We start from the raw sequence: 20,671 nt of genomic DNA on the forward strand, positions 1-20,671 counted from the left end.
GCCATTAAAAAAGCCGGCATTCGCCGGCTTCTTATCACTCAATGTTCGTCAGTATCGCCGGGATGGTGTCATCCTTGCGCAACGTCATAATTTCGCAGCCGTTGTCTGTAACCACAATAGTATGCTCGTACTGGGCAGACAAGCTTCTGTCTTTGGTTTTTACCGTCCAGCCATCTTTCATGGTACGGATGCGGTAATCACCCGCGTTGACCATTGGTTCGATAGTGAAGGTCATGCCCTTTTGCAGCACTACGCCGCCGTCGTCTGCATCGTAGTGCAGAACCTGCGGTTCTTCATGGAACACACGACCAATACCGTGACCGCAATATTCGCGCACCACGGAGAAACCTTCCGCTTCCACAAATTTCTGGATTGCGGCGCCGATGGTGCGCAGGCGGATGCCCGGCTTCACCATTTTCAGCGCCAGGTAGAGGCTCTCTTGCGTCACTTTGCACAGACGCTCGCCCAGAATCGTTGGCTTGCCAACGATGAACATCTTAGAAGTGTCGCCGTGGTACTCGTCTTTAATCACGGTCACGTCGATGTTGACGATGTCGCCATCTTTCAGCAGTTTTTCGTTGTCCGGAATGCCGTGGCAAACCACTTCATTAATAGAGATGCAGACGGATTTCGGGAAACCGTGATAGCCAAGGCAGGCGGAGACCGCGTGCTGCTCGTTGACGATATAGTCGTTACAGATGCGATCCAGTTCGCCAGTGCTGACGCCCGGTTTCACAAACGGCTCGATCATTTCCAGCACGTCCGCGGCCAGACGACCGGCGACGCGCATCTTTTCAATTTCTTCAGGTGTCTTAATAGAGATAGCCATGTAATCTGTCCATCGGTGTCGATTTTTTCGACAATACTAGTGTAAGTGTTGTCAATGGTATCAGTCAGGCGCACCCCGTGCCAAATTGAGAATCATTAACAGCACACTCCGCCAACAATTATTGGTTTCTGGCCGTGTTTTGTGATATAAAGCGCGCCGGACTTCCGATCCATCTCAGATACACAGGCTGGACGGGAGCGACAAATCTCACTTTGTGTAACAACACACACGTATCGGCACATATTCCGGGGTGCCCTTCGGGGTCGGTAATATGGGATACGTGGAGGCATAACCCCAACTTTCAATATAGAGGTTTTAAACATGGCAACTGTTTCCATGCGCGACATGCTCAAGGCTGGTGTTCACTTCGGTCACCAGACCCGTTACTGGAACCCGAAAATGAAGCCTTTCATCTTCGGCGCACGTAACAAAGTTCACATCATCAACCTTGAGAAGACTGTACCAATGTTCAACGAAGCCCTGGCTGAGCTGAACAAGATCTCTTCCCGTAAAGGTAAGATTCTGTTCGTTGGTACTAAGCGCGCTGCAAGCGAAGCTGTGAAAGATGCTGCTAACAGCTGCGACCAGTTCTTCGTGAACCATCGCTGGTTGGGCGGCATGCTGACCAACTGGAAAACTGTTCGTCAGTCCATCAAGCGCCTGAAAGATCTGGAAACCCAGTCTCAGGACGGTACTTTCGATAAGCTGACTAAGAAAGAAGCGCTGATGCGCACTCGTGAACTGGACAAGCTGGAAAACAGCCTGGGCGGTATCAAAGATATGGGCGGCCTGCCAGACGCGCTGTTCGTAATCGATGCAGACCACGAGCACATCGCAATCAAAGAAGCTAACAACCTGGGTATCCCGGTATTCGCTATCGTTGATACCAACTCCGATCCGGACGGTGTTGACTTCGTTATCCCGGGTAACGACGACGCAATCCGTGCTGTTAGCCTGTACCTGAGCGCTGTAGCTGCTACCGTTCGTGAAGGCCGTTCCCAGGATCTGGCTTCTCAGGCGGAAGAAAGCTTCGTAGAAGCTGAATAATAAGGTTTTACCCCTTATTAGTACCGTGTATGAATAGGGGCCCATTATCGGCCCCTTTTTTCAATTTATACTGTTTGGCTCCCGGCCGGGCAGTTCACATCTCCCGAGGATTTAAGAATGGCTGAAATTACCGCATCCCTGGTAAAAGAGCTGCGTGAGCGTACTGGCGCAGGCATGATGGATTGCAAAAAAGCGCTGACCGAAGCGAATGGCGACATCGAGCTGGCAATCGAAAACATGCGTAAATCCGGTGCGATCAAAGCAGCTAAGAAAGCAGGCAACGTTGCTGCTGACGGCGTGATCATCACCAAAATCGACGGCAACTACGGCATCATTCTGGAAGTTAACTGCCAGACTGACTTCGTTGCTAAAGATGCTGGTTTCCAGGCATTTGCTAACAAAGTTCTGGACGCAGCGGTTGCAGGCAAAATCACTGACGTTGAAGTTCTGAAAGCACAGTTCGAAGAAGAGCGTGTTGCGCTGGTTGCTAAAATCGGTGAGAACATCAACATCCGTCGCGTTTCTTCCCTTGAAGGCGATGTTCTGGGCTCTTACCAGCACGGCGCGCGTATCGGTGTTCTGGTTGCGGCTAAAGGCGCTGACGAAGAGCTGGTTAAACAGCTGGCAATGCACATCGCTGCAAGCAAACCAGAATTCGTTAAGCCAGAAGACGTGTCTGCTGAAGTGGTAGAGAAAGAGTACCAGGTTCAGCTGGACATCGCGATGCAGTCTGGTAAGCCAAAAGAAATCGCAGAGAAAATGGTTGAAGGCCGCATGAAGAAATTCACCGGCGAAGTTTCTCTGACTGGCCAGCCTTTCGTAATGGATCCAAGCAAGTCTGTTGCTCAGCTGCTGAAAGAGCACAACGCTGATGTAACTGGCTTCATCCGCTTCGAAGTGGGCGAAGGCATCGAGAAAGTTGAGACTGACTTCGCAGCAGAAGTTGCTGCAATGTCCAAGCAGTCTTAATGATTGAAAAGGAGCCGCCTGAGGGCGGCTTCTTTTTGTCACCCGTCTCACGAAATCAGACAGGCTCCAGTATCGCTGTGCTGATTTGCGACATATCATGTCGCCAGAATTAACCCCATCTTAATCGTTGACAGTCTCAGGAAAGAAACATGGCTACCAATGCAAAACCCGTGTACAAACGCATTCTGCTTAAGCTGAGTGGCGAAGCGCTGCAAGGATCGGAAGGCTTCGGTATTGACGCAAGCATCCTTGATCGCATGGCACAGGAAATCAAAGAACTGGTCGAACTGGGTATTCAGGTTGGCGTGGTCATTGGCGGTGGCAACCTTTTCCGTGGTGCTGGTCTGGCGAAAGCGGGGATGAACCGCGTAGTGGGCGACCACATGGGTATGCTGGCAACCGTGATGAATGGCCTGGCGATGCGTGATGCGCTTCATCGCGCCTATGTGAACGCTCGCCTGATGTCCGCTATTCCTTTGAATGGCGTATGCGATAACTACAGCTGGGCAGAGGCCATCAGCCTGCTGCGCAACAACCGCGTGGTGATCCTCTCCGCCGGTACGGGTAACCCGTTCTTTACCACCGATTCCGCAGCCTGCCTGCGCGGTATCGAAATCGAAGCCGATGTGGTGCTGAAAGCGACCAAAGTAGATGGCGTGTTTACTGCCGACCCGGCAAAAGATCCTTCCGCGACCATGTACGATCAGCTGACCTACAGCGAAGTGCTGGAAAAAGAGCTGAAAGTGATGGATCTTGCCGCCTTTACGCTGGCTCGTGACCACAAACTACCGATCCGTGTCTTCAACATGAACAAGCCTGGCGCGCTGCGTCGCGTTGTTATGGGCGAAAAAGAAGGCACTTTGATCACGGAATAATTTCCGTCGGCGATAAATACAGGTAAGATTCCGCTTTATTTCGACGTGGTATCTTACCCGGGCGCGCCTTTGGCGTTGTCATGAATTAAACGCGACTATACTTAGCACACCTGTAGCGCTGTGCTGGCGGATAGTCTGCCTGAGACAAGTTTTCAAGGATCCGTAACGTGATTAACGACATCAGAAAAGATGCTGAAGTACGCATGGAAAAATGCGTAGAAGCGTTCAAAAACCAAATCAGCAAAATCCGTACTGGCCGTGCTTCCCCAAGCCTGCTGGATGGCATCATCGTAGAATATTACGGTACGCCAACGCCTCTGCGTCAGCTGGCGAGCGTGACGGTAGAAGATACCCGTACCCTGAAAATCAACGTGTTCGATCGCTCAATGAGCCCGGCCGTTGAAAAAGCGATCATGGCATCCGACCTGGGTCTGAACCCAAGCTCAGCCGGCGCGGATATTCGCGTTCCACTGCCTCCGCTGACGGAAGAGCGTCGTAAAGACCTGATCAAAGTAGTTCGTGGTGAAGCTGAGCAGGGTCGTGTTTCCGTACGTAACGTGCGTCGCGATGCGAACGATAAAGTGAAAGCCCTGCTGAAAGAAAAAGAGATCAGCGAAGACGACGATCGTCGTTCTCAGGACGACATTCAGAAAATGACCGACGCGGCCATCAAGAAAATTGATGCGGCGCTGGCAGAAAAAGAAGCGGAACTGATGCAGTTCTGATTTTCGCTGTACACTGATAAACGCCGTTCAGAAGGACATTGAGTCTTGCTGGCGGCGTTTTGCTTTTATCTGGTCTAACTTTTGGGCATCTCATGAAGCATCTCACTCTCCTCGGCTCGACCGGCTCTATCGGTTGCAGCACTCTCGACGTTGTACGTCATAATCCTGACAGCTACACCGTGGCCGCGCTTGTGGCCGGAAAAAACGTGCAGCGAATGGTCGAACAGTGCCTGGAGTTTACCCCCCGTTTTGCGGTGATGGATGACGAAGAGAGCGCCCGCCAGGTGAAAGCGCTGTTGCAGGAGAAGGGCTGCCGTACCGAGGTACTCAGCGGGCAACAGGCGGCGTGCGATATGGCCGCGCTTGATGAAGTTGATCAGGTCATGGCGGCAATCGTCGGGGCGGCGGGTCTTCTGCCGACGCTTGCCGCTATTGATGCGGGTAAAGATGTCCTGCTTGCGAACAAAGAGTCGCTGGTCACCTGCGGACGCCTCTTTATGGAGGCGGTAAAACAGCGTGGGGCGCGTCTTTTGCCGGTCGATAGCGAACACAACGCGATTTTTCAGAGTTTGCCTCAACCTTTTCAACAAAACCTGGGGTACGCTGACCTGGAGCAGAATGGCGTTGTGTCGATTCTGCTTACCGGGTCTGGTGGCCCGTTCCGTGAAACGCCACTGTCTGAATTGAGCGCAATGACGCCGGATCAGGCGTGCCGTCATCCGAACTGGTCAATGGGGCGTAAGATCTCCGTCGATTCGGCCACCATGATGAACAAAGGTCTGGAATACATTGAAGCTCGCTGGCTGTTCAATGCGTCGGCGAAACAGATGGAAGTGCTGATCCACCCGCAGTCGGTGATTCACTCGATGGTGCGCTATCAGGACGGCAGCGTGCTGGCCCAGCTGGGCGAACCGGATATGCGTACGCCTATTGCTCATACGATGGCGTGGCCAAACCGCGTTAAATCGGGCGTTAAACCTCTCGATTTTTGTAAGCTGAGTTCACTGACGTTTAGCGAGCCTGATTACGACCGTTATCCCTGTCTGAAACTGGCGATGACGGCCTTCGATCAGGGGCAGGCGGCGACAACGGCGCTTAATGCAGCCAATGAAGTGACCGTTGAAGCATTCCTGAATCAGCAGATCCGCTTTACTGACATCGCCGCGTTGAATTTATCCGTGCTGGAGATAATGGATTTGCGTGAGCCGCAGAGCGTGGAAGAGGTGCTGGCCGTGGATGAACAGGCACGCATTGTTGCGCGTAAACAGGTGACACGTCTCGCAAGCTGGTGATAAAGCAAGCACTAGTCGTCGTGCTATTTGTTAGCGTTGGGCTTCAGTGATATAGTCTGCGCCACCTGATCGCAGGTATTTGGCTTTAAGTGGTCAGGTAAGCCGTGGTTTGACACGGCTTTTTTATGTATAGGCTTCAGTATTCCTGTGTACCGTTAAATCCTTTCAGGGACTAAAAACGCGTTATGTTGTCTGCGAATCAACCAATAAGCGAAAACTTGCCAGCACATGGCTGTCGCCATGTTGCAATCATCATGGATGGCAATGGCCGCTGGGCGAAAAGACAAGGGAAGATACGAGCCTTTGGGCATAAAGCTGGGGCGAAATCTGTTCGCCGCGCCGTCTCTTTTGCCGCCAATAACGGCATTGATGCGTTAACGCTCTATGCTTTTAGCAGTGAGAACTGGAATCGACCTGCGCAGGAAGTGACTGCGTTGATGGAACTGTTCGTGTGGGCGCTCGATAGTGAAGTAAAAAGCCTGCACCGCCACAACGTCCGCTTGCGTATTATTGGCGAAACCAGTCGTTTTAACTCACGTTTGCAGGAACGGATTCGCAAAGCAGAAGCGCTGACGGAAAATAATACCGGCCTGACGCTCAATATCGCGGCGAATTACGGCGGACGCTGGGATATTATCCAGGGGGTTCGGCATTTGGCTGAGCAGGTTCAGGAAGGGCTGTTAAGACCCGACCAGATTGATGAAGAGGCGCTGAGTCAGCAAATCTGCATGAATGAACTGGCACCCGTGGATTTGGTTATAAGGACAGGGGGGGAACATCGCATAAGTAACTTTTTGCTGTGGCAAATTGCCTACGCCGAACTTTACTTTACGGATGTTCTTTGGCCAGATTTTGATGAACAAGACTTTGAAGGTGCGCTGCATGCCTTTGCCAATCGAGAGCGTCGTTTCGGCGGCACCGAGCCTGGTGGCGATAACGCCTGATGGGGGTAGCTTTTGCTGAAGTATCGCCTGATTTCCGCTTTTGTATTAATACCCGTCGTCATCGCAGCGCTGTTTTTACTGCCTCCGGTGGGATTCGCTATTGTTACGCTGGTGGTGTGTATGCTCGCCGCGTGGGAATGGGGGCAGCTTAGCGGCTTTACCTCGCGCACTCAGCGGGTATGGCTGGCGGTACTCTGTGGTTTTTTACTGGCCCTGATGCTGTATACCTTGCCTGAATATCATCATGATGTTCACCAGCCGCTGGTTGCCGGATCCTTATGGATATCGCTGGCCTGGTGGATTGCTGCGCTTGTTTTAGTGCTTTTCTATCCGGGCTCTGCGGCGATCTGGCGTAACTCTAAAGTGTTGCGCCTTATTTTTGGTCTGCTCACGATTGTTCCGTTTTTCTGGGGGATGGTTGCGTTGCGCGCCTGGCACTATGACGAAAACCACTACAGCGGCGCGATATGGCTGCTTTATGTGATGATTCTCGTCTGGGGGGCTGACTCCGGGGCCTATATGTTTGGTAAACTGTTCGGCAAACATAAACTGGCGCCAAAGGTTTCTCCGGGCAAAACCTGGCAAGGCTTCATCGGCGGCCTGTTTACGGCAGCGATTATCTCCTGGGGCTATGGCGTCTGGGCGAATCTTGAGGTTGCCCCCTCGACGCTGCTGGTATGTTCGATTTTCGCGGCGCTGGCATCGGTGCTGGGTGATTTAACCGAGAGTATGTTTAAGCGTGAAGCAGGGATTAAGGACAGTGGTCACCTGATTCCAGGACATGGCGGAATACTGGATCGCATTGACAGCCTTACCGCGGCTGTTCCCGTATTTGCTTGCCTGCTTTTACTGGTGTTTGGGACGATATAACGGAAGGTTTTATGCTGAGCATTCTCTGGAATCTGGCGGCGTTCATTGTTGCACTGGGTGTACTGATTACCGTGCATGAATTTGGCCATTTCTGGGTTGCCCGGCGCTGTGGTGTGCGGGTGGAGCGATTCTCGATTGGCTTTGGCAAATCGCTCTGGAAGCGCACCGATAAGCATGGCACCGAGTTTGTCATTGCTCTGATTCCCCTGGGCGGCTATGTCAAAATGCTCGACGAACGCGTTGAGCCTGTCGCCCCGGAACTTCGCCATAGCGCGTTTAACAATAAAACTGTTGGACAACGTGCTGCCATCATCGCTGCCGGCCCGGTAGCCAATTTCATCTTCGCTATCTTCGCTTACTGGCTGGTGTTTATCATCGGCGTGCCTGGCGTGCGCCCGGTCGTGGGCGAAATCACTACGGGTTCTATTGCGGCAACGGCGCAAATTACACCGGGAATGGAACTTAAAGCGATTGATGGTATCGAAACCCCTGATTGGGATGCCGTGAGGTTACAACTGGTTGCCAAAATTGGTGATGAGCAGACAACCGTCAGCGTATCGCCATTTGGTTCCGACCAGCGGCAGGAAAAAGTGCTGGATTTACGCCACTGGCGCTTTGAGCCAGACAAAGAGGACCCTGTCGCCGCACTCGGGATTCGACCGCGCGGCGCGCAGATCGAGCCGGTATTAGCCGAAGTACAGGCCAAATCGGCAGCGAGTAAAGCAGGTTTACAAGCGGGTGACAGGATCGTTAAAGTCGATGGTCAGCCATTAACACAATGGATGACCTTTGTTACTCTGGTGCGCGATAATCCAGGCAAGCCGCTCGCGCTGGAAGTGGAAAGGCAGGGGAGTTCGCTCTCACTGACTCTCACCCCGGATACCAAATCGGGCGGCGGTAAGGCGGAAGGGTTTGCAGGCGTTGTGCCGAAAGTGATCCCACTGCCAGATGAGTACAAGACAATACGCCAGTATGGGCCGTTTAGCGCCATCGTTGAGGCCACGGATAAAACATGGCAGCTGATGAAGCTTACGGTCAACATGTTGGGGAAATTGATAACCGGTGATGTGAAACTGAACAACCTCAGTGGGCCAATTTCGATTGCTCAGGGGGCTGGGATGTCAGCGGAGTTCGGGGTGATTTACTATCTCATGTTCCTTGCGCTGATTAGCGTGAACCTGGGGATAATCAACCTGTTCCCGCTTCCCGTATTAGATGGGGGCCATCTGCTGTTTTTAGCGATTGAAAAGCTAAAAGGCGGACCGGTATCCGAGCGAGTTCAAGACTTTAGTTATCGCATTGGCTCGATTTTGCTGGTGCTGTTAATGGGGCTTGCACTTTTCAATGATTTCTCTCGGTTGTAAGAGAGTTAGTTAGGAAGAACGCATAATAACGATGGCGATGAAAAAGTTGCTCATAGCGTCGCTGCTGTTTAGCAGCGCGACCGTATACGGTGCTGACGGGTTCGTAGTGAAAGATATTCATTTCGAAGGCCTTCAGCGTGTCGCCGTTGGTGCGGCCCTCCTCAGTATGCCTGTGCGCCCCGGCGATACGGTTAATGATGAAGATATCAGTAACACCATCCGTGCTCTGTTTGCCACTGGCAACTTTGAGGACGTCCGCGTCCTGCGCGATGGTGATACGCTGGTGGTTCAGGTAAAAGAACGTCCAACGATTGCCAGCATCACTTTCTCCGGTAACAAATCGGTGAAAGACGACATGCTCAAGCAGAACCTTGAGGCATCGGGTGTTCGTGTGGGGGAATCTCTGGACCGCACAACCCTTGCAGACATTGAAAAAGGTCTGGAAGATTTCTACTACAGCGTCGGTAAATACAGCGCGAGCGTTAAAGCGGTTGTTACACCGCTGCCACGTAACCGTGTTGACCTGAAACTGGTCTTCCAGGAAGGTGTTTCTGCGAAGATCCAGCAGATCAACATCGTGGGTAACCACGCGTTCAGCACCGACGAACTGATCTCCAACTTCCAGCTGCGTGACGAAGTGCCGTGGTGGAACGTGGTAGGCGATCGTAAATACCAGAAACAGAAACTGGCGGGTGACCTTGAAACCCTGCGCAGCTACTATCTGGATCGCGGTTACGCCCGTTTCAACATCGATTCAACTCAGGTGAGTCTGACTCCGGACAAGAAAGGTATCTACATTACCGTTAACATCACAGAAGGCGATAAGTACACGCTTTCGGGTGTTGAAGTCAGCGGCAACCTGGCAGGACATTCAGCTGAAATTGAATCTCTGACCAAAATTCAGCCGGGCGATCTGTACAGCGGATCTAAAGTCACCAAAATGGAAGACAGCATTAAGAAGCTGCTCGGCCGTTATGGTTATGCGTATCCGCGTGTGCAAACGCAGCCGGAAATTAACGACACGGATAAAACCGTTAAGCTGCACGTTAACGTTGATGCGGGCAACCGCTTCTACGTGCGTAAGATCCGCTTCGTAGGTAACGATACCTCTAAAGACTCCGTTCTGCGCCGTGAAATGCGCCAGATGGAAGGGGCATGGCTGGGAAGCGATCTGGTAGATCAGGGTAAAGAGCGTCTGAACCGTCTGGGCTACTTCGAAACGGTCGATACCGATACTCAGCGTGTACCAGGTCGTCCGGATCAGGTTGATGTTGTTTATAAAGTTAAAGAACGTAATACCGGTAGCTTCAACTTCGGTATTGGTTACGGTACTGAAAGTGGCGTGAGCTTCCAGGTCGGTGTTCAGCAGGATAACTGGCTGGGTACGGGCTACTCTGTCGGTATCAACGGGACGAAAAACGACTACCAGACCTACTCTGAGTTCTCCGTTACCAACCCATACTTCACCGTCGACGGTGTAAGCCTGGGCGGTCGTATCTTCTATAACGACTTTAAAGCGGACGACGCGGACCTCTCCTCGTATACCAACAAGAGTTACGGTCTGGATGGTACGCTCGGCTTCCCGGTTAACGAATACAACACCTTGCGCGCAGGTTTAGGGTACGTGCATAACGACCTGTCCAACATGCAACCGCAGGTGGCGATGTGGCGTTACCTGGACTCCATCGGTCAGTCGGCGAGTACGTCCAGCGATGATAACGGTTTCGCCGCGGATGACTTCACCTTCAACTACGGTTGGACCTACAACCGTCTTGACCGTGGCTACTTCCCGACGGAAGGTTCACGCGTCAACCTGAACGGTAAAGTGACTATCCCGGGCTCGGATAACGAGTTCTACAAGGTCACGCTGGATACAGCGTCCTACTTCCCAATTGATGAAGATCACAAGTGGGTTGTTCTGGGTCGTACCCGTTGGGGTTATGGTGACGGTATTGGAAGCAAAGAACTGCCGTTCTATGAAAACTTCTACGCCGGTGGTTCAAGCACCGTGCGTGGCTTCCAGTCCAATAACATTGGTCCGAAAGCGGTTTATTACGGCGGTAATGACGAAGATAACTGCGCAAGCCGTGATCCTAAGCAAGTATGTAGCTCTGATGACGCAGTAGGTGGTAACGCTATGGCCGTGGCGAGCCTCGAGTTCATCACGCCTACGCCGTTTATCAGTGATAAGTATGCGAACTCCGTGCGTACCTCCTTCTTTATGGATGCAGGTACGGTGTGGGACACCAACTGGGAGAACACCGCCCAGATGCGTGCGGCGGGGGTTCCGGACTACAGCGATCCGAGCAACATTCGCATGTCCGCAGGTATCGCATTACAATGGATGTCACCGCTGGGGCCGTTGGTCTTCTCTTACGCCCAGCCGTTTAAGAAATACGATGGAGACAAAGCGGAGCAGTTCCAGTTTAACATTGGTAAAACCTGGTAATAATCCGCTGCAATGGAATGCGTTGGCAGTGTAGCGCTGACAACCGGCGATCGGTAACACGGTCGCCTTGCCACGCAAAGAACGGTACCCCTCGGGTGCCAATGGGATGGTAAGGAGTTAATTGTGAAAAAGTGGTTATTAGCTGCAGGTCTCGGTTTAGCGATGGCAACTTCTGCTCAGGCAGCGGATAAAATTGCAATCGTCAACATGGGTAATTTGTTCCAGCAGGTTGCACAGAAAACCGGTGTTTCTGCAACGCTGGAAAACGAATTCAAAGGCCGTGCGAGCGAACTGCAACGTATGGAAGGTGATCTTCAGTCCAAGATGCAGCGTCTTCAGCGTGATGGTTCTACCATGAAAGCGAGCGAGCGCAGCAAACTGGAAAAAGACGTCATGTCTCAGCGCCAGACCTTCTCTCAGAAAGCACAGGCTTTCGAGCAGGATCGTCAGCGTCGTTCTAACGAAGAGCGTGGCAAACTGGTGACGCGTATTCAGTCTGCCGTTAAAGCAGTAGCAGCCGATCAGAGCATCGATCTGGTTGTTGATGCGAACGCCGTTGCATTCAACAGCAGCGATGTTAAAGACATCACCGCTGATGTTCTGAAACAGGTTAAATAAGTAATGCCTTCAATTCGACTGGCTGATTTAGCTCAGCAGTTGGATGCAGAATTACACGGTGATGGCGATATCGTCATCACCGCTGTTGCGTCCATGCAATCTGCTAAAGCAGGCACTATTACCTTCATGGTAAGCCCTAAGTACCGTGAACACCTGGCCCAGTGCCAGGCGTCTGCCGTTGTGCTGACGCAGGACGATCTTCCGTTTGCCACTAGCGCTGCACTGGTAGTGAAAAATCCCTACCTGACCTATGCGCGCATGGCCCAAATTCTTGATACCACGCCGCAGCCGGCACAGAACATTGCAGCCAGTGCTGCGATTGATCCGACGGCTCAGCTGGGTAACAACGTATCAGTCGGCGCAAACGCCGTTATCGAATCCGGCGTTGTTTTGGGTGATAACGTGGTGATTGGCCCTGGCTGCTTTGTTGGAAAAAATACGAAAATTGGCGCAGGGACTCGTCTGTGGGCCAACGTCTCTGTCTACCATGAGGTTGAGATTGGCGAGAATTGTCTCGTACAGTCCAGCACGGTGATTGGTTCTGACGGATTTGGTTACGCCAACGATCGGGGTAACTGGGTTAAGATCCCTCAGCTGGGTCGCGTGATTATCGGCGATCGTGTAGAGATCGGCGCTTGCACAACTATCGACCGCGGTGCGCTTGACGACACCATTATTGGTAACGGTGTTATCATAGACAACCAGTGCCAGATTGCACATAACGTTGTGATTGGCGACAATACCGCAGTTGCGGGTGGTGTTATCATGGCAGGCAGCCTGAAAATTGGCCGTTACTGCATGATTGGCGGTGCCAGCGTGATCAATGGCCATATGGAAATATGCGACAAAGTCACGGTGACGGGGATGGGTATGGTGATGCGTCCAATCACTGAGCCTGGCGTTTATTCCTCAGGTATTCCGCTGCAACCGAACAAGGTCTGGCGTAAAACAGCTGCACTGGTGATGAATATTGATGATATGAGCAAGCGACTCAAAGCGATTGAGCGCAAAATCGATCAACAAGACTAAGCGTTCATCCGTTTAACGCTAAATTTCCCGGCCTGTCGGCTTTGTTTATAAACCGGCAGGCCGTGTTATTATTGCTACTTAGTACATTTGACAGGAAGAGTATTTTGACTACTGACACTCATACTCTGCATATTGAAGAGATTTTAGAACTTCTGCCGCACCGCTATCCGTTTTTACTGGTAGACCGTGTGCTGGATTTTGAAGAAGGTCGCTTTCTGCGCGCAGTGAAAAATGTCTCCGTTAACGAGCCGTTCTTCCAGGGGCACTTCCCTGGTAAGCCTATCTTCCCGGGTGTATTGATCCTGGAAGCGATGGCACAGGCTACCGGTATTCTGGCGTTTAAAAGCGTAGGTAAACTGGAACCGGGTGAACTCTATTACTTCGCGGGTATCGATGAAGCGCGCTTCAAGCGTCCGGTCGTGCCTGGTGATCAAATGATCATGGAAGTCACTTTTGAAAAAACGCGTCGCGGCCTGACTCGCTTCAAAGGCGTAGCTATGGTTGACGGCAAAGTTGTTTGCGAAGCGACAATGATGTGTGCGCGTAGCCGGGAGGCCTGATACGTGATTGATAAATCCGCCTTTATTCATCCTACCGCCATTGTGGAAACGGGTGCCATCATTGGTGCCAATGTCCACATTGGCCCGTTTTGTATTGTTGGACCCCATGTCGAAATTGGTGAGGGTACAGTACTGAAATCTCACGTTGTCGTGAATGGTCATACCACCATTGGCTGCAACAATGAGATCTATCAGTTCGCCTCCATCGGCGAAGTTAACCAGGATCTTAAGTATGCTGGCGAACCGACCCGCGTGGAAATCGGCGATCGTAACCGCATTCGCGAAAGCGTCACCATTCATCGTGGTACAACGCAAGGCGGTGGATTGACGAAGGTGGGCAGCGACAACCTGTTTATGGTTAATGCGCACATTGCGCACGACTGTACCGTGGGTAGCCGCTGTATTCTCGCCAACAACGCAACGCTGGCGGGACACGTATCGGTCGATGATTTCGCAATTATTGGCGGCATGACCGCAGTCCATCAGTTCTGCATCATTGGTGCACACGTGATGGTCGGCGGATGCTCCGGTGTGGCGCAGGACGTCCCACCGTTTGTGATTGCGCAGGGCAACCATGCCACGCCGTTTGGCGTGAACATCGAAGGTCTCAAACGTCGTGGTTTTAGTCGCGAAGCGATTACTGCCATCCGCAACGCGTACAAACTGCTGTACCGTAGCGGTAAAACGCTGGAAGAGGCTAAGCCGGAAATTGCCGAGCTGGCGAATAAGCACCCTGAAGTGAAAACGTTCATGGAATTCTTTGAACGTTCAACCCGTGGTCTGATTCGTTAATGGTCGACAGTCGTCCGCTTACCATCGCCCTGGTCGCCGGAGAAACCTCCGGCGATATTCTTGGTGCAGGTCTTATCCGCGCGCTTAAAGCCCGTGTACCCAATGCCCGCTTTGTGGGCGTGGCTGGGCCGCTGATGCAGGCCGAAGGCTGTGAAGCCTGGTATGAAATGGAAGAGCTGGCTGTGATGGGCATCGTCGAGGTGTTGGGGCGCTTGCGTCGCCTGCTGCATATTCGCGCCGACCTTACCCGCCGCTTTACCGACCTCAAGCCCGATGTTTTTGTCGGCATTGATGCGCCTGATTTCAATATTACCCTTGAAGGGAACCTGAAAAAGCAGGGGATCAAAACTATCCATTACGTCAGTCCGTCCGTGTGGGCGTGGCGACAGAAACGCGTTTTCAAAATCGGACGATCCACTAATCTGGTGCTGGCTTTTCTGCCTTTCGAAAAAGCGTTTTACGACAGATTTAATGTCCCGTGCCGTTTTATCGGTCATACCATGGCGGATGCCATGCCGCTGGATCCGGATAAAAACGCGGCGCGTGACGAACTGGGCATCCCGCATGATGTGCACTGTCTGGCGCTGCTGCCAGGGAGCCGGGGTGCGGAAGTTGAAATGCTCAGTGCCGATTTTCTGAAAACGGCGCAAATTCTTCGCAAGACTTACCCCGATCTTGAAGTGGTCGTGCCGCTGGTGAATGCCAAACGCCGCGAGCAGTTTGAGCGTATCAAAGCTGACGTCGCCCCGGATCTTCACGTCCGCCTGCTGGACGGGAAAGGGCGGCAAGCCATGTTTGCGAGCGATGCCGCACTACTGGCTTCCGGCACGGCTGCGCTGGAGTGTATGCTGGCAAAATGCCCAATGGTGGTCGGTTATCGCATGAAGCCATTTACCTTCTGGCTGGCAAAACGTCTGGTAAAAACAGATTACGTATCCCTGCCAAACCTGCTTGCGGGTCGCGAACTGGTGAAAGAGCTCTTGCAGGATGAATGCCAGCCGCAGGCGCTGGCTGATGCATTACTGCCGCTGCTGGCCAACGGTAAAACCAGCCACCAGATGCATGATACCTTCCGTGAACTGCATCAACTGATCCGCTGTAATGCTGATGAGCAGGCGGCCGATGCGGTGCTGGAGTTAGCACAATGATGGAATTTATTTATCCCCATACCCACCTCGTTGCCGGTGTGGATGAAGTCGGTCGTGGCCCGTTAGTGGGTGCCGTTGTGACCGCGGCGGTGATCCTCGATCCAGCCCGCCCGATCGTTGGCCTGAACGACTCGAAAAAACTGAGTGAAAAGCGTCGCCTGGCGCTGTTCGATGAAATTAAAGAGAAGGCGCTGGCTTGGAGTCTCGGGCGCGCAGAGCCGGATGAGATCGACGATCTGAACATTCTGCACGCCACCATGCTGGCGATGCAGCGTGCCGTTGCTGGCCTGAAGATTGTGCCTGAGTATGTGCTGATCGACGGTAACCGTTGCCCGGCGCTGCCGATGCCTTCCATGGCTGTTGTTAAAGGCGATAGCCGCGTCGCAGAAATCAGTGCGGCGTCAATCATTGCCAAAGTGACGCGCGATGCCGAAATGGCCGCGCTGGACCTCACTTATCCCGTGTATGGTTTCGCCCAGCACAAGGGATATCCAACGGCTTTCCATCTGGAAAAGCTGGCTGAACATGGCGCAACTGAACATCATCGGCGCAGCTTTGGCCCGGTGAAACGCGCGCTGGGACTGGTGTCCTGAATCAAGACGCAAGCAATTAAGTAACGCGGGATTTGAAGATGGCTGAACCACGTTTCGTACACCTGCGGGTGCATAGCGACTACTCCATGATCGATGGGCTGGCAAAGACCGGGCCGCTGGTAAAAAAGGCGGCCTCGCTTGGCATGCCTGCGCTGGCGATCACCGATTTTACCAACCTGTGTGGCCTGGTGAAGTTCTACGGAACGGCGCATGGCGCAGGATTAAAGCCCATCGTCGGCGCGGATTTTCATGTGCAGAGCGACCTGCTCGGCGATGAGATGACGCAAATTTCCGTGTTAGCCATGAATAACACGGGTTATCAGAACCTCACTCTGCTGATCTCAAAAGCCTACCAGCGCGGTTACGGCGCACTGGGTCCATGGATTGACCGCGACTGGCTGGCGGAGCTGAACGAAGGTTTGCTGCTGATCTCCGGTGGCCGTATGGGAGATGTCGGCAAATGTCTGCTACGCGGTAATAACGCGCTGGTGGATCAGTGCGTCTCGTTCTACGAAGAGTATTTCCCGGATCGTTATTACCTGGAGCTGATCCGTACCGGGCGTGCGGATGAAGAGAGCTACCTGCATGCGGCCGTCGCCCTGGCGGAAGCGCGTGGCCTGCCTGTGGTGGCCACCAACGATGTGCGCTTCCTTGAGGCGGGTGATTTTGACGCGCATGAAATTCGCGTCGCCATCCACGACGGCTTCACCCTCGACGATCCGAAACGTCCGCGCAACTACTCATCGCAGCAGTACATGCGCAGCGAAGAGGAGATGTGTGAGCTCTTCTCCGACATCCCGGAAGCGCTGGAAAACAGCGTAGAGATTGCCAAGCGCTGTAATGTCACCGTGCGTCTCGGCGAATACTTCCTGCCGCAGTTCCCGACGGGCGACATGACCACCGAAGATTTCCTGGTCATGAAATCGAAAGAGGGTCTGGAAGAGCGTCTGGAATTCCTCTTCCCGGATGAAGCGGTCCGTAAAGAGAAGCGTCCTGAATATGACGAGCGCCTGGATATTGAACTCCAGGTGATCAACCAGATGGGGTTCCCTGGCTACTTCCTGATCGTGATGGAGTTCATCCAGTGGTCGAAGGATAACGGCGTGCCGGTAGGCCCGGGCCGTGGTTCTGGTGCCGGCTCGCTGGTGGCGTACGCCCTGAAAATCACTGACCTCGATCCGCTGGAATTCGACCTGCTGTTCGAACGTTTCCTCAACCCGGAACGTGTCTCCATGCCCGACTTTGACGTCGACTTCTGCATGGAAAAACGAGATCAGGTGATTGAGCACGTGGCCGATATGTACGGTCGTGATGCGGTTTCGCAGATCATCACCTTCGGTACGATGGCGGCGAAAGCGGTTATCCGCGACGTGGGCCGCGTTCTGGGCCACCCGTACGGTTTTGTCGATCGTATCTCTAAGCTGGTGCCGCCCGATCCGGGCATGACTCTGGCGAAAGCCTTTGAAGCTGAGCCTCAGCTGCCGGAAATCTACGAAGCCGACGAAGAGGTCAAAGCGCTGATCGACATGGCGCGCAAGCTGGAAGGCGTCACGCGTAACGCCGGTAAGCATGCGGGGGGCGTGGTTATCGCCCCGACCAAAATCACCGACTTTGCGCCGCTGTACTGCGATGAAGCGGGCCAGCATCCGGTCACCCAGTTCGACAAGAACGACGTAGAATACGCCGGGCTGGTGAAGTTCGACTTCCTCGGCCTGCGTACGCTGACCATCATCAACTGGGCGCTGGAGATGATCAACGCCCGTCGCGAGAAGAACGGCGAGCCTCCGCTGGATATCGCGGCTATCCCGCTTGATGACAAGAAAAGTTTCGACATGCTGCAACGCTCGGAGACGACAGCCGTCTTCCAGCTTGAATCCCGCGGCATGAAAGATTTGATTAAGCGTCTGCAACCAGACTGCTTCGAAGATATGATCGCGCTGGTGGCCCTGTTCCGTCCGGGGCCGTTGCAGTCGGGGATGGTAGATAACTTTATCGACCGTAAACACGGGCGCGAAGAGATTTCCTACCCGGACGTGCAGTGGCAGCATGAAAGCCTGAAACCGGTACTGGAGCCAACCTATGGCATCATCCTGTATCAGGAACAGGTCATGCAGATCGCCCAGGTGCTTTCGGGTTATACCCTTGGCGGCGCAGACATGCTGCGTCGTGCGATGGGTAAGAAAAAGCCGGAAGAGATGGCCAAGCAGCGTTCCATCTTTGAGGATGGGGCGAAGAAAAACGGCGTCGATGGCGAACTGGCGATGAAAATCTTCGACCTGGTGGAGAAATTCGCCGGGTACGGATTTAACAAATCCCACTCCGCCGCCTATGCTTTGGTTTCGTATCAAACGCTGTGGCTGAAGGCTCACTATCCCGCTGAGTTTATGGCGGCGGTAATGACCGCCGATATGGACAACACCGAGAAGGTGGTTGGCCTGGTGGACGAGTGCTGGCGCATGGGGCTGAAGATCCTGCCGCCGGATATTAACTCTGGCCTGTACCATTTCCACGTTAACGATGACGGGGAAATCGTCTATGGGATCGGCGCGATCAAGGGCGTGGGTGAGGGGCCGATCGAGGCGATCATCGAAGCGCGTAACAACGGCGGCTATTTCCGCGAGCTGTTCGATCTGTGCGCCCGCACCGATACCAAAAAACTGAACCGCCGCGTGCTGGAAAAACTGATCATGTCCGGCGCGTTTGACCGGCTGGGGCCACACCGCGCCGCGCTGATGAACTCGCTCGGCGATGCGCTGAAAGCAGCCGATCAGCACGCGAAAGCGGAAGCCATTGGCCAGGCGGATATGTTCGGCGTGCTGGCGGAAGAGCCAGAGCAGATTGAGCAGTCTTATTCCAACTGCCAGCCCTGGCCAGAACAGGTGGTGCTGGATGGGGAGCGTGAGACGTTAGGCCTGTACCTGACGGGGCACCCGATCAACCAGTATCTGAAAGAAATTGAGCGCTATGTCGGCGGCCACAGGCTTAAAGACATGCATCCGACAGAACGTGGTAAAATCACCACGGCTGCGGGGCTCGTGATTGCTGCAAGGGTAATGGTCACCAAGCGCGGCAATCGTATCGGCATCTGTACCCTGGATGACCGTTCCGGGCGTCTGGAGGTGATGTTGTTCACCGACGCGCTGGATAAATACCAGCAATTGCTGGAAAAAGACCGCATACTTATCGTCAGCGGACAGGTCAGCTTTGATGACTTCAGCGGGGGGCTTAAAATGACCGCCCGCGAAGTGATGGACATTGACGAAGCCCGTGAAAAATATGCTCGCGGGCTTGCTATCTCGCTGACGGACAGGCAAATTGATGACCAGCTTTTAAACCGACTCCGTCAGTCTCTGGAACCCCACCGCTCGGGGACCATTCCAGTACATCTCTACTATCAGAGGGCGGATGCACGTGCGCGGTTGCGCTTTGGTGCAACGTGGCGTGTCTCTCCGAGCGATCGTTTACTGAACGATCTCCGTGGCCTCATTGGTTCGGAGCAGGTGGAACTGGAGTTTGACTAATACAGGAATACTATGAGTCTGAATTTCCTTGATTTCGAACAGCCGATTGCAGAGCTGGAAGCGAAAATCGATTCTCTGACAGCCGTGAGCCGTCAGGATGAAAAACTGGATATTAACATCGACGAAGAAGTGCATCGTCTGCGCGAAAAAAGCGTAGAACTGACGCGCAAAATCTTTGCCGATCTCGGCGCATGGCAGATCGCCCAGCTGGCGCGTCATCCACAGCGTCCGTACACCCTGGATTATGTCCGCCTGGCGTTTGACGAATTTGACGAACTGGCAGGCGACCGCGCATACGCTGACGATAAAGCTATCGTCGGCGGTATCGCGCGTCTGGATGGACGTCCGGTGATGATTATTGGTCATCAGAAAGGCCGTGAAACCAAAGAGAAAATCCGTCGTAACTTCGGTATGCCAGCACCAGAAGGCTACCGTAAGGCCCTGCGTCTGATGGAGATGGCTGAGCGTTTCAATATGCCTATCATCACCTTCATCGACACGCCGGGTGCTTACCCGGGTGTTGGCGCTGAAGAGCGCGGTCAGTCTGAAGCCATCGCACGCAATCTGCGTGAGATGTCTCGCCTGAAAGTGCCGGTCATCTGTACCGTTATCGGTGAAGGTGGGTCTGGCGGTGCGCTGGCAATTGGCGTGGGCGATAAAGTGAATATGCTACAGTACAGTACCTATTCCGTTATCTCTCCGGAAGGCTGTGCCTCCATTCTGTGGAAAAGTGCCGATAAAGCGCCGCTGGCTGCTGAAGCGATGGGCATCATTGCCCCACGTCTGAAAGAGCTGAAGCTGATCGACACCGTTATCCCTGAACCGCTGGGTGGCGCGCATCGTAAGCCGGAAGTGATGGCTGCTTCCCTGAAAGCGCAACTGCTGGCAGATCTGGCGGACCTGGACGTGCTGAGCACAGAAGATCTGCTCAACCGTCGTTATCAGCGTCTGATGACCTACGGTTACGCGTAAGCCTCACAATTATCCTAAAAGCCGCACATTGTTGCGGCTTTTTTTATACCTGCCGTTTACCTTAACTATGCTTA

General features: G+C 53.4%; 18 protein-coding genes. 17 read left to right on the top strand and 1 reads right to left on the bottom strand.

From position 1 onward, the window contains the following. Window positions 1-34 precede the first annotated feature (34 nt). Window positions 35-829: a type I methionyl aminopeptidase gene (gene map, locus RS584_RS04070; RefSeq protein WP_032652626.1), complete on the bottom strand. Its 795-nt coding sequence runs from the start codon at window positions 827-829 to the stop codon at window positions 35-37. 321 nt (window positions 830-1,150) lie between these two features. On the opposite strand from map, the gene rpsB reads away from it, so the two are divergent. From rpsB to accA, 17 genes are all read left to right on the top strand, one after another. Continuing rightward, entirely contained in the window at window positions 1,151-1,876 is a 726-nt protein-coding gene (gene rpsB, locus RS584_RS04075; protein WP_003856207.1) for a 30S ribosomal protein S2, read from the top strand. Window positions 1,877-1,993: 117 nt separating this feature from the next. Further along, window positions 1,994-2,845, top strand: a complete 852-nt coding sequence (tsf, locus tag RS584_RS04080; RefSeq protein ID WP_015572722.1) for a translation elongation factor Ts — start codon at window positions 1,994-1,996, stop codon at window positions 2,843-2,845. A gap of 149 nt (window positions 2,846-2,994) precedes the next feature. After that, entirely contained in the window at window positions 2,995-3,720 is a 726-nt protein-coding gene (pyrH, locus tag RS584_RS04085; RefSeq protein ID WP_002889306.1) for a UMP kinase, read from the top strand. A 167-nt stretch (window positions 3,721-3,887) separates the two neighbouring features. Beyond that, window positions 3,888-4,445, top strand: coding sequence for a ribosome recycling factor (gene frr / locus RS584_RS04090; RefSeq protein ID WP_017383739.1), 558 nt, complete (start codon window positions 3,888-3,890; stop codon window positions 4,443-4,445). Between the two features lie 92 nt (window positions 4,446-4,537). Beyond that, window positions 4,538-5,737, top strand: coding sequence for a 1-deoxy-D-xylulose-5-phosphate reductoisomerase (gene ispC, locus RS584_RS04095; protein WP_015572723.1), 1,200 nt, complete (start codon window positions 4,538-4,540; stop codon window positions 5,735-5,737). Window positions 5,738-5,922: 185 nt separating this feature from the next. Then, on the top strand, window positions 5,923-6,681 hold the full coding sequence (ispU, locus tag RS584_RS04100; RefSeq protein WP_003856176.1) for a (2E,6E)-farnesyl-diphosphate-specific ditrans,polycis-undecaprenyl-diphosphate synthase: 759 nt from the start codon (window positions 5,923-5,925) through the stop codon (window positions 6,679-6,681). 12 nt (window positions 6,682-6,693) lie between these two features. Then, a complete protein-coding gene (gene cdsA, locus RS584_RS04105; RefSeq protein WP_003856175.1) occupies window positions 6,694-7,551 on the top strand; it encodes a phosphatidate cytidylyltransferase in 858 nt (285 codons plus the stop codon). Window positions 7,552-7,562: 11 nt separating this feature from the next. Beyond that, window positions 7,563-8,915 (top strand): sigma E protease regulator RseP, encoded by a 1,353-nt coding sequence (rseP, locus tag RS584_RS04110; protein WP_023303108.1) that lies wholly within the window; start codon window positions 7,563-7,565, stop codon window positions 8,913-8,915. A gap of 31 nt (window positions 8,916-8,946) precedes the next feature. After that, complete coding sequence (gene bamA / locus RS584_RS04115; RefSeq protein ID WP_315748981.1) at window positions 8,947-11,364, top strand: outer membrane protein assembly factor BamA; 2,418 nt, start codon at window positions 8,947-8,949, stop codon at window positions 11,362-11,364. Window positions 11,365-11,487: 123 nt separating this feature from the next. Further along, entirely contained in the window at window positions 11,488-11,982 is a 495-nt protein-coding gene (skp, locus tag RS584_RS04120; RefSeq protein WP_006810039.1) for a molecular chaperone Skp, read from the top strand. A gap of 3 nt (window positions 11,983-11,985) precedes the next feature. Next, window positions 11,986-13,011, top strand: coding sequence for a UDP-3-O-(3-hydroxymyristoyl)glucosamine N-acyltransferase (lpxD, locus tag RS584_RS04125; RefSeq protein WP_003856168.1), 1,026 nt, complete (start codon window positions 11,986-11,988; stop codon window positions 13,009-13,011). Window positions 13,012-13,115: 104 nt separating this feature from the next. Further along, entirely contained in the window at window positions 13,116-13,571 is a 456-nt protein-coding gene (gene fabZ, locus RS584_RS04130) for a 3-hydroxyacyl-ACP dehydratase FabZ (RefSeq protein WP_003856165.1), read from the top strand. Window positions 13,572-13,574: 3 nt separating this feature from the next. Then, entirely contained in the window at window positions 13,575-14,363 is a 789-nt protein-coding gene (gene lpxA, locus RS584_RS04135; protein ID WP_003856164.1) for an acyl-ACP--UDP-N-acetylglucosamine O-acyltransferase, read from the top strand. Further along, window positions 14,363-15,511: a lipid-A-disaccharide synthase gene (gene lpxB, locus RS584_RS04140; RefSeq protein ID WP_003856161.1), complete on the top strand. Its 1,149-nt coding sequence runs from the start codon at window positions 14,363-14,365 to the stop codon at window positions 15,509-15,511. Before lpxA ends, lpxB begins: the two co-directional genes overlap by 1 nt. Next, on the top strand, window positions 15,508-16,104 hold the full coding sequence (gene rnhB / locus RS584_RS04145) for a ribonuclease HII (RefSeq protein WP_047737100.1): 597 nt from the start codon (window positions 15,508-15,510) through the stop codon (window positions 16,102-16,104). The genes lpxB and rnhB overlap by 4 nt, the downstream gene beginning before the upstream one ends. Window positions 16,105-16,142: 38 nt before the next feature. Next, on the top strand, window positions 16,143-19,625 hold the full coding sequence (gene dnaE / locus RS584_RS04150) for a DNA polymerase III subunit alpha (RefSeq protein WP_017694479.1): 3,483 nt from the start codon (window positions 16,143-16,145) through the stop codon (window positions 19,623-19,625). Window positions 19,626-19,637: 12 nt separating this feature from the next. Beyond that, complete coding sequence (accA, locus tag RS584_RS04155) at window positions 19,638-20,597, top strand: acetyl-CoA carboxylase carboxyl transferase subunit alpha (RefSeq protein ID WP_003856154.1); 960 nt, start codon at window positions 19,638-19,640, stop codon at window positions 20,595-20,597. Window positions 20,598-20,671: the final 74 nt, after the last annotated feature.

Source organism: Enterobacter sp. DTU_2021_1002640_1_SI_PRY_ASU_LCPMC_013 (assembly GCF_032389435.1).
GTDB lineage: Bacteria > Pseudomonadota > Gammaproteobacteria > Enterobacterales > Enterobacteriaceae > Enterobacter > Enterobacter hormaechei_C.

Excerpts from the sequence above, each read along its gene's own strand:
- tsf (WP_015572722.1), top strand. The coding sequence starts at position 1,994 with ATGGCTGAAATTACCGCATCCCTGGTAAAAGAGCTGCGTGAGCGTACT.
- rnhB (WP_047737100.1), top strand. The coding sequence starts at position 15,508 with ATGATGGAATTTATTTATCCCCATACCCACCTCGTTGCCGGTGTGGAT.
- ispC (WP_015572723.1), top strand. The coding sequence starts at position 4,538 with ATGAAGCATCTCACTCTCCTCGGCTCGACCGGCTCTATCGGTTGCAGC.
- pyrH (WP_002889306.1), top strand. The coding sequence starts at position 2,995 with ATGGCTACCAATGCAAAACCCGTGTACAAACGCATTCTGCTTAAGCTG.
- rpsB (WP_003856207.1), top strand. The coding sequence starts at position 1,151 with ATGGCAACTGTTTCCATGCGCGACATGCTCAAGGCTGGTGTTCACTTC.
- rseP (WP_023303108.1), top strand. The coding sequence starts at position 7,563 with ATGCTGAGCATTCTCTGGAATCTGGCGGCGTTCATTGTTGCACTGGGT.
- lpxB (WP_003856161.1), top strand. The coding sequence starts at position 14,363 with ATGGTCGACAGTCGTCCGCTTACCATCGCCCTGGTCGCCGGAGAAACC.
- bamA (WP_315748981.1), top strand. The coding sequence starts at position 8,947 with ATGGCGATGAAAAAGTTGCTCATAGCGTCGCTGCTGTTTAGCAGCGCG.
- map (WP_032652626.1), bottom strand. The coding sequence starts at position 829 with ATGGCTATCTCTATTAAGACACCTGAAGAAATTGAAAAGATGCGCGTC.
- accA (WP_003856154.1), top strand. The coding sequence starts at position 19,638 with ATGAGTCTGAATTTCCTTGATTTCGAACAGCCGATTGCAGAGCTGGAA.
- lpxD (WP_003856168.1), top strand. The coding sequence starts at position 11,986 with ATGCCTTCAATTCGACTGGCTGATTTAGCTCAGCAGTTGGATGCAGAA.
- ispU (WP_003856176.1), top strand. The coding sequence starts at position 5,923 with ATGTTGTCTGCGAATCAACCAATAAGCGAAAACTTGCCAGCACATGGC.
- dnaE (WP_017694479.1), top strand. The coding sequence starts at position 16,143 with ATGGCTGAACCACGTTTCGTACACCTGCGGGTGCATAGCGACTACTCC.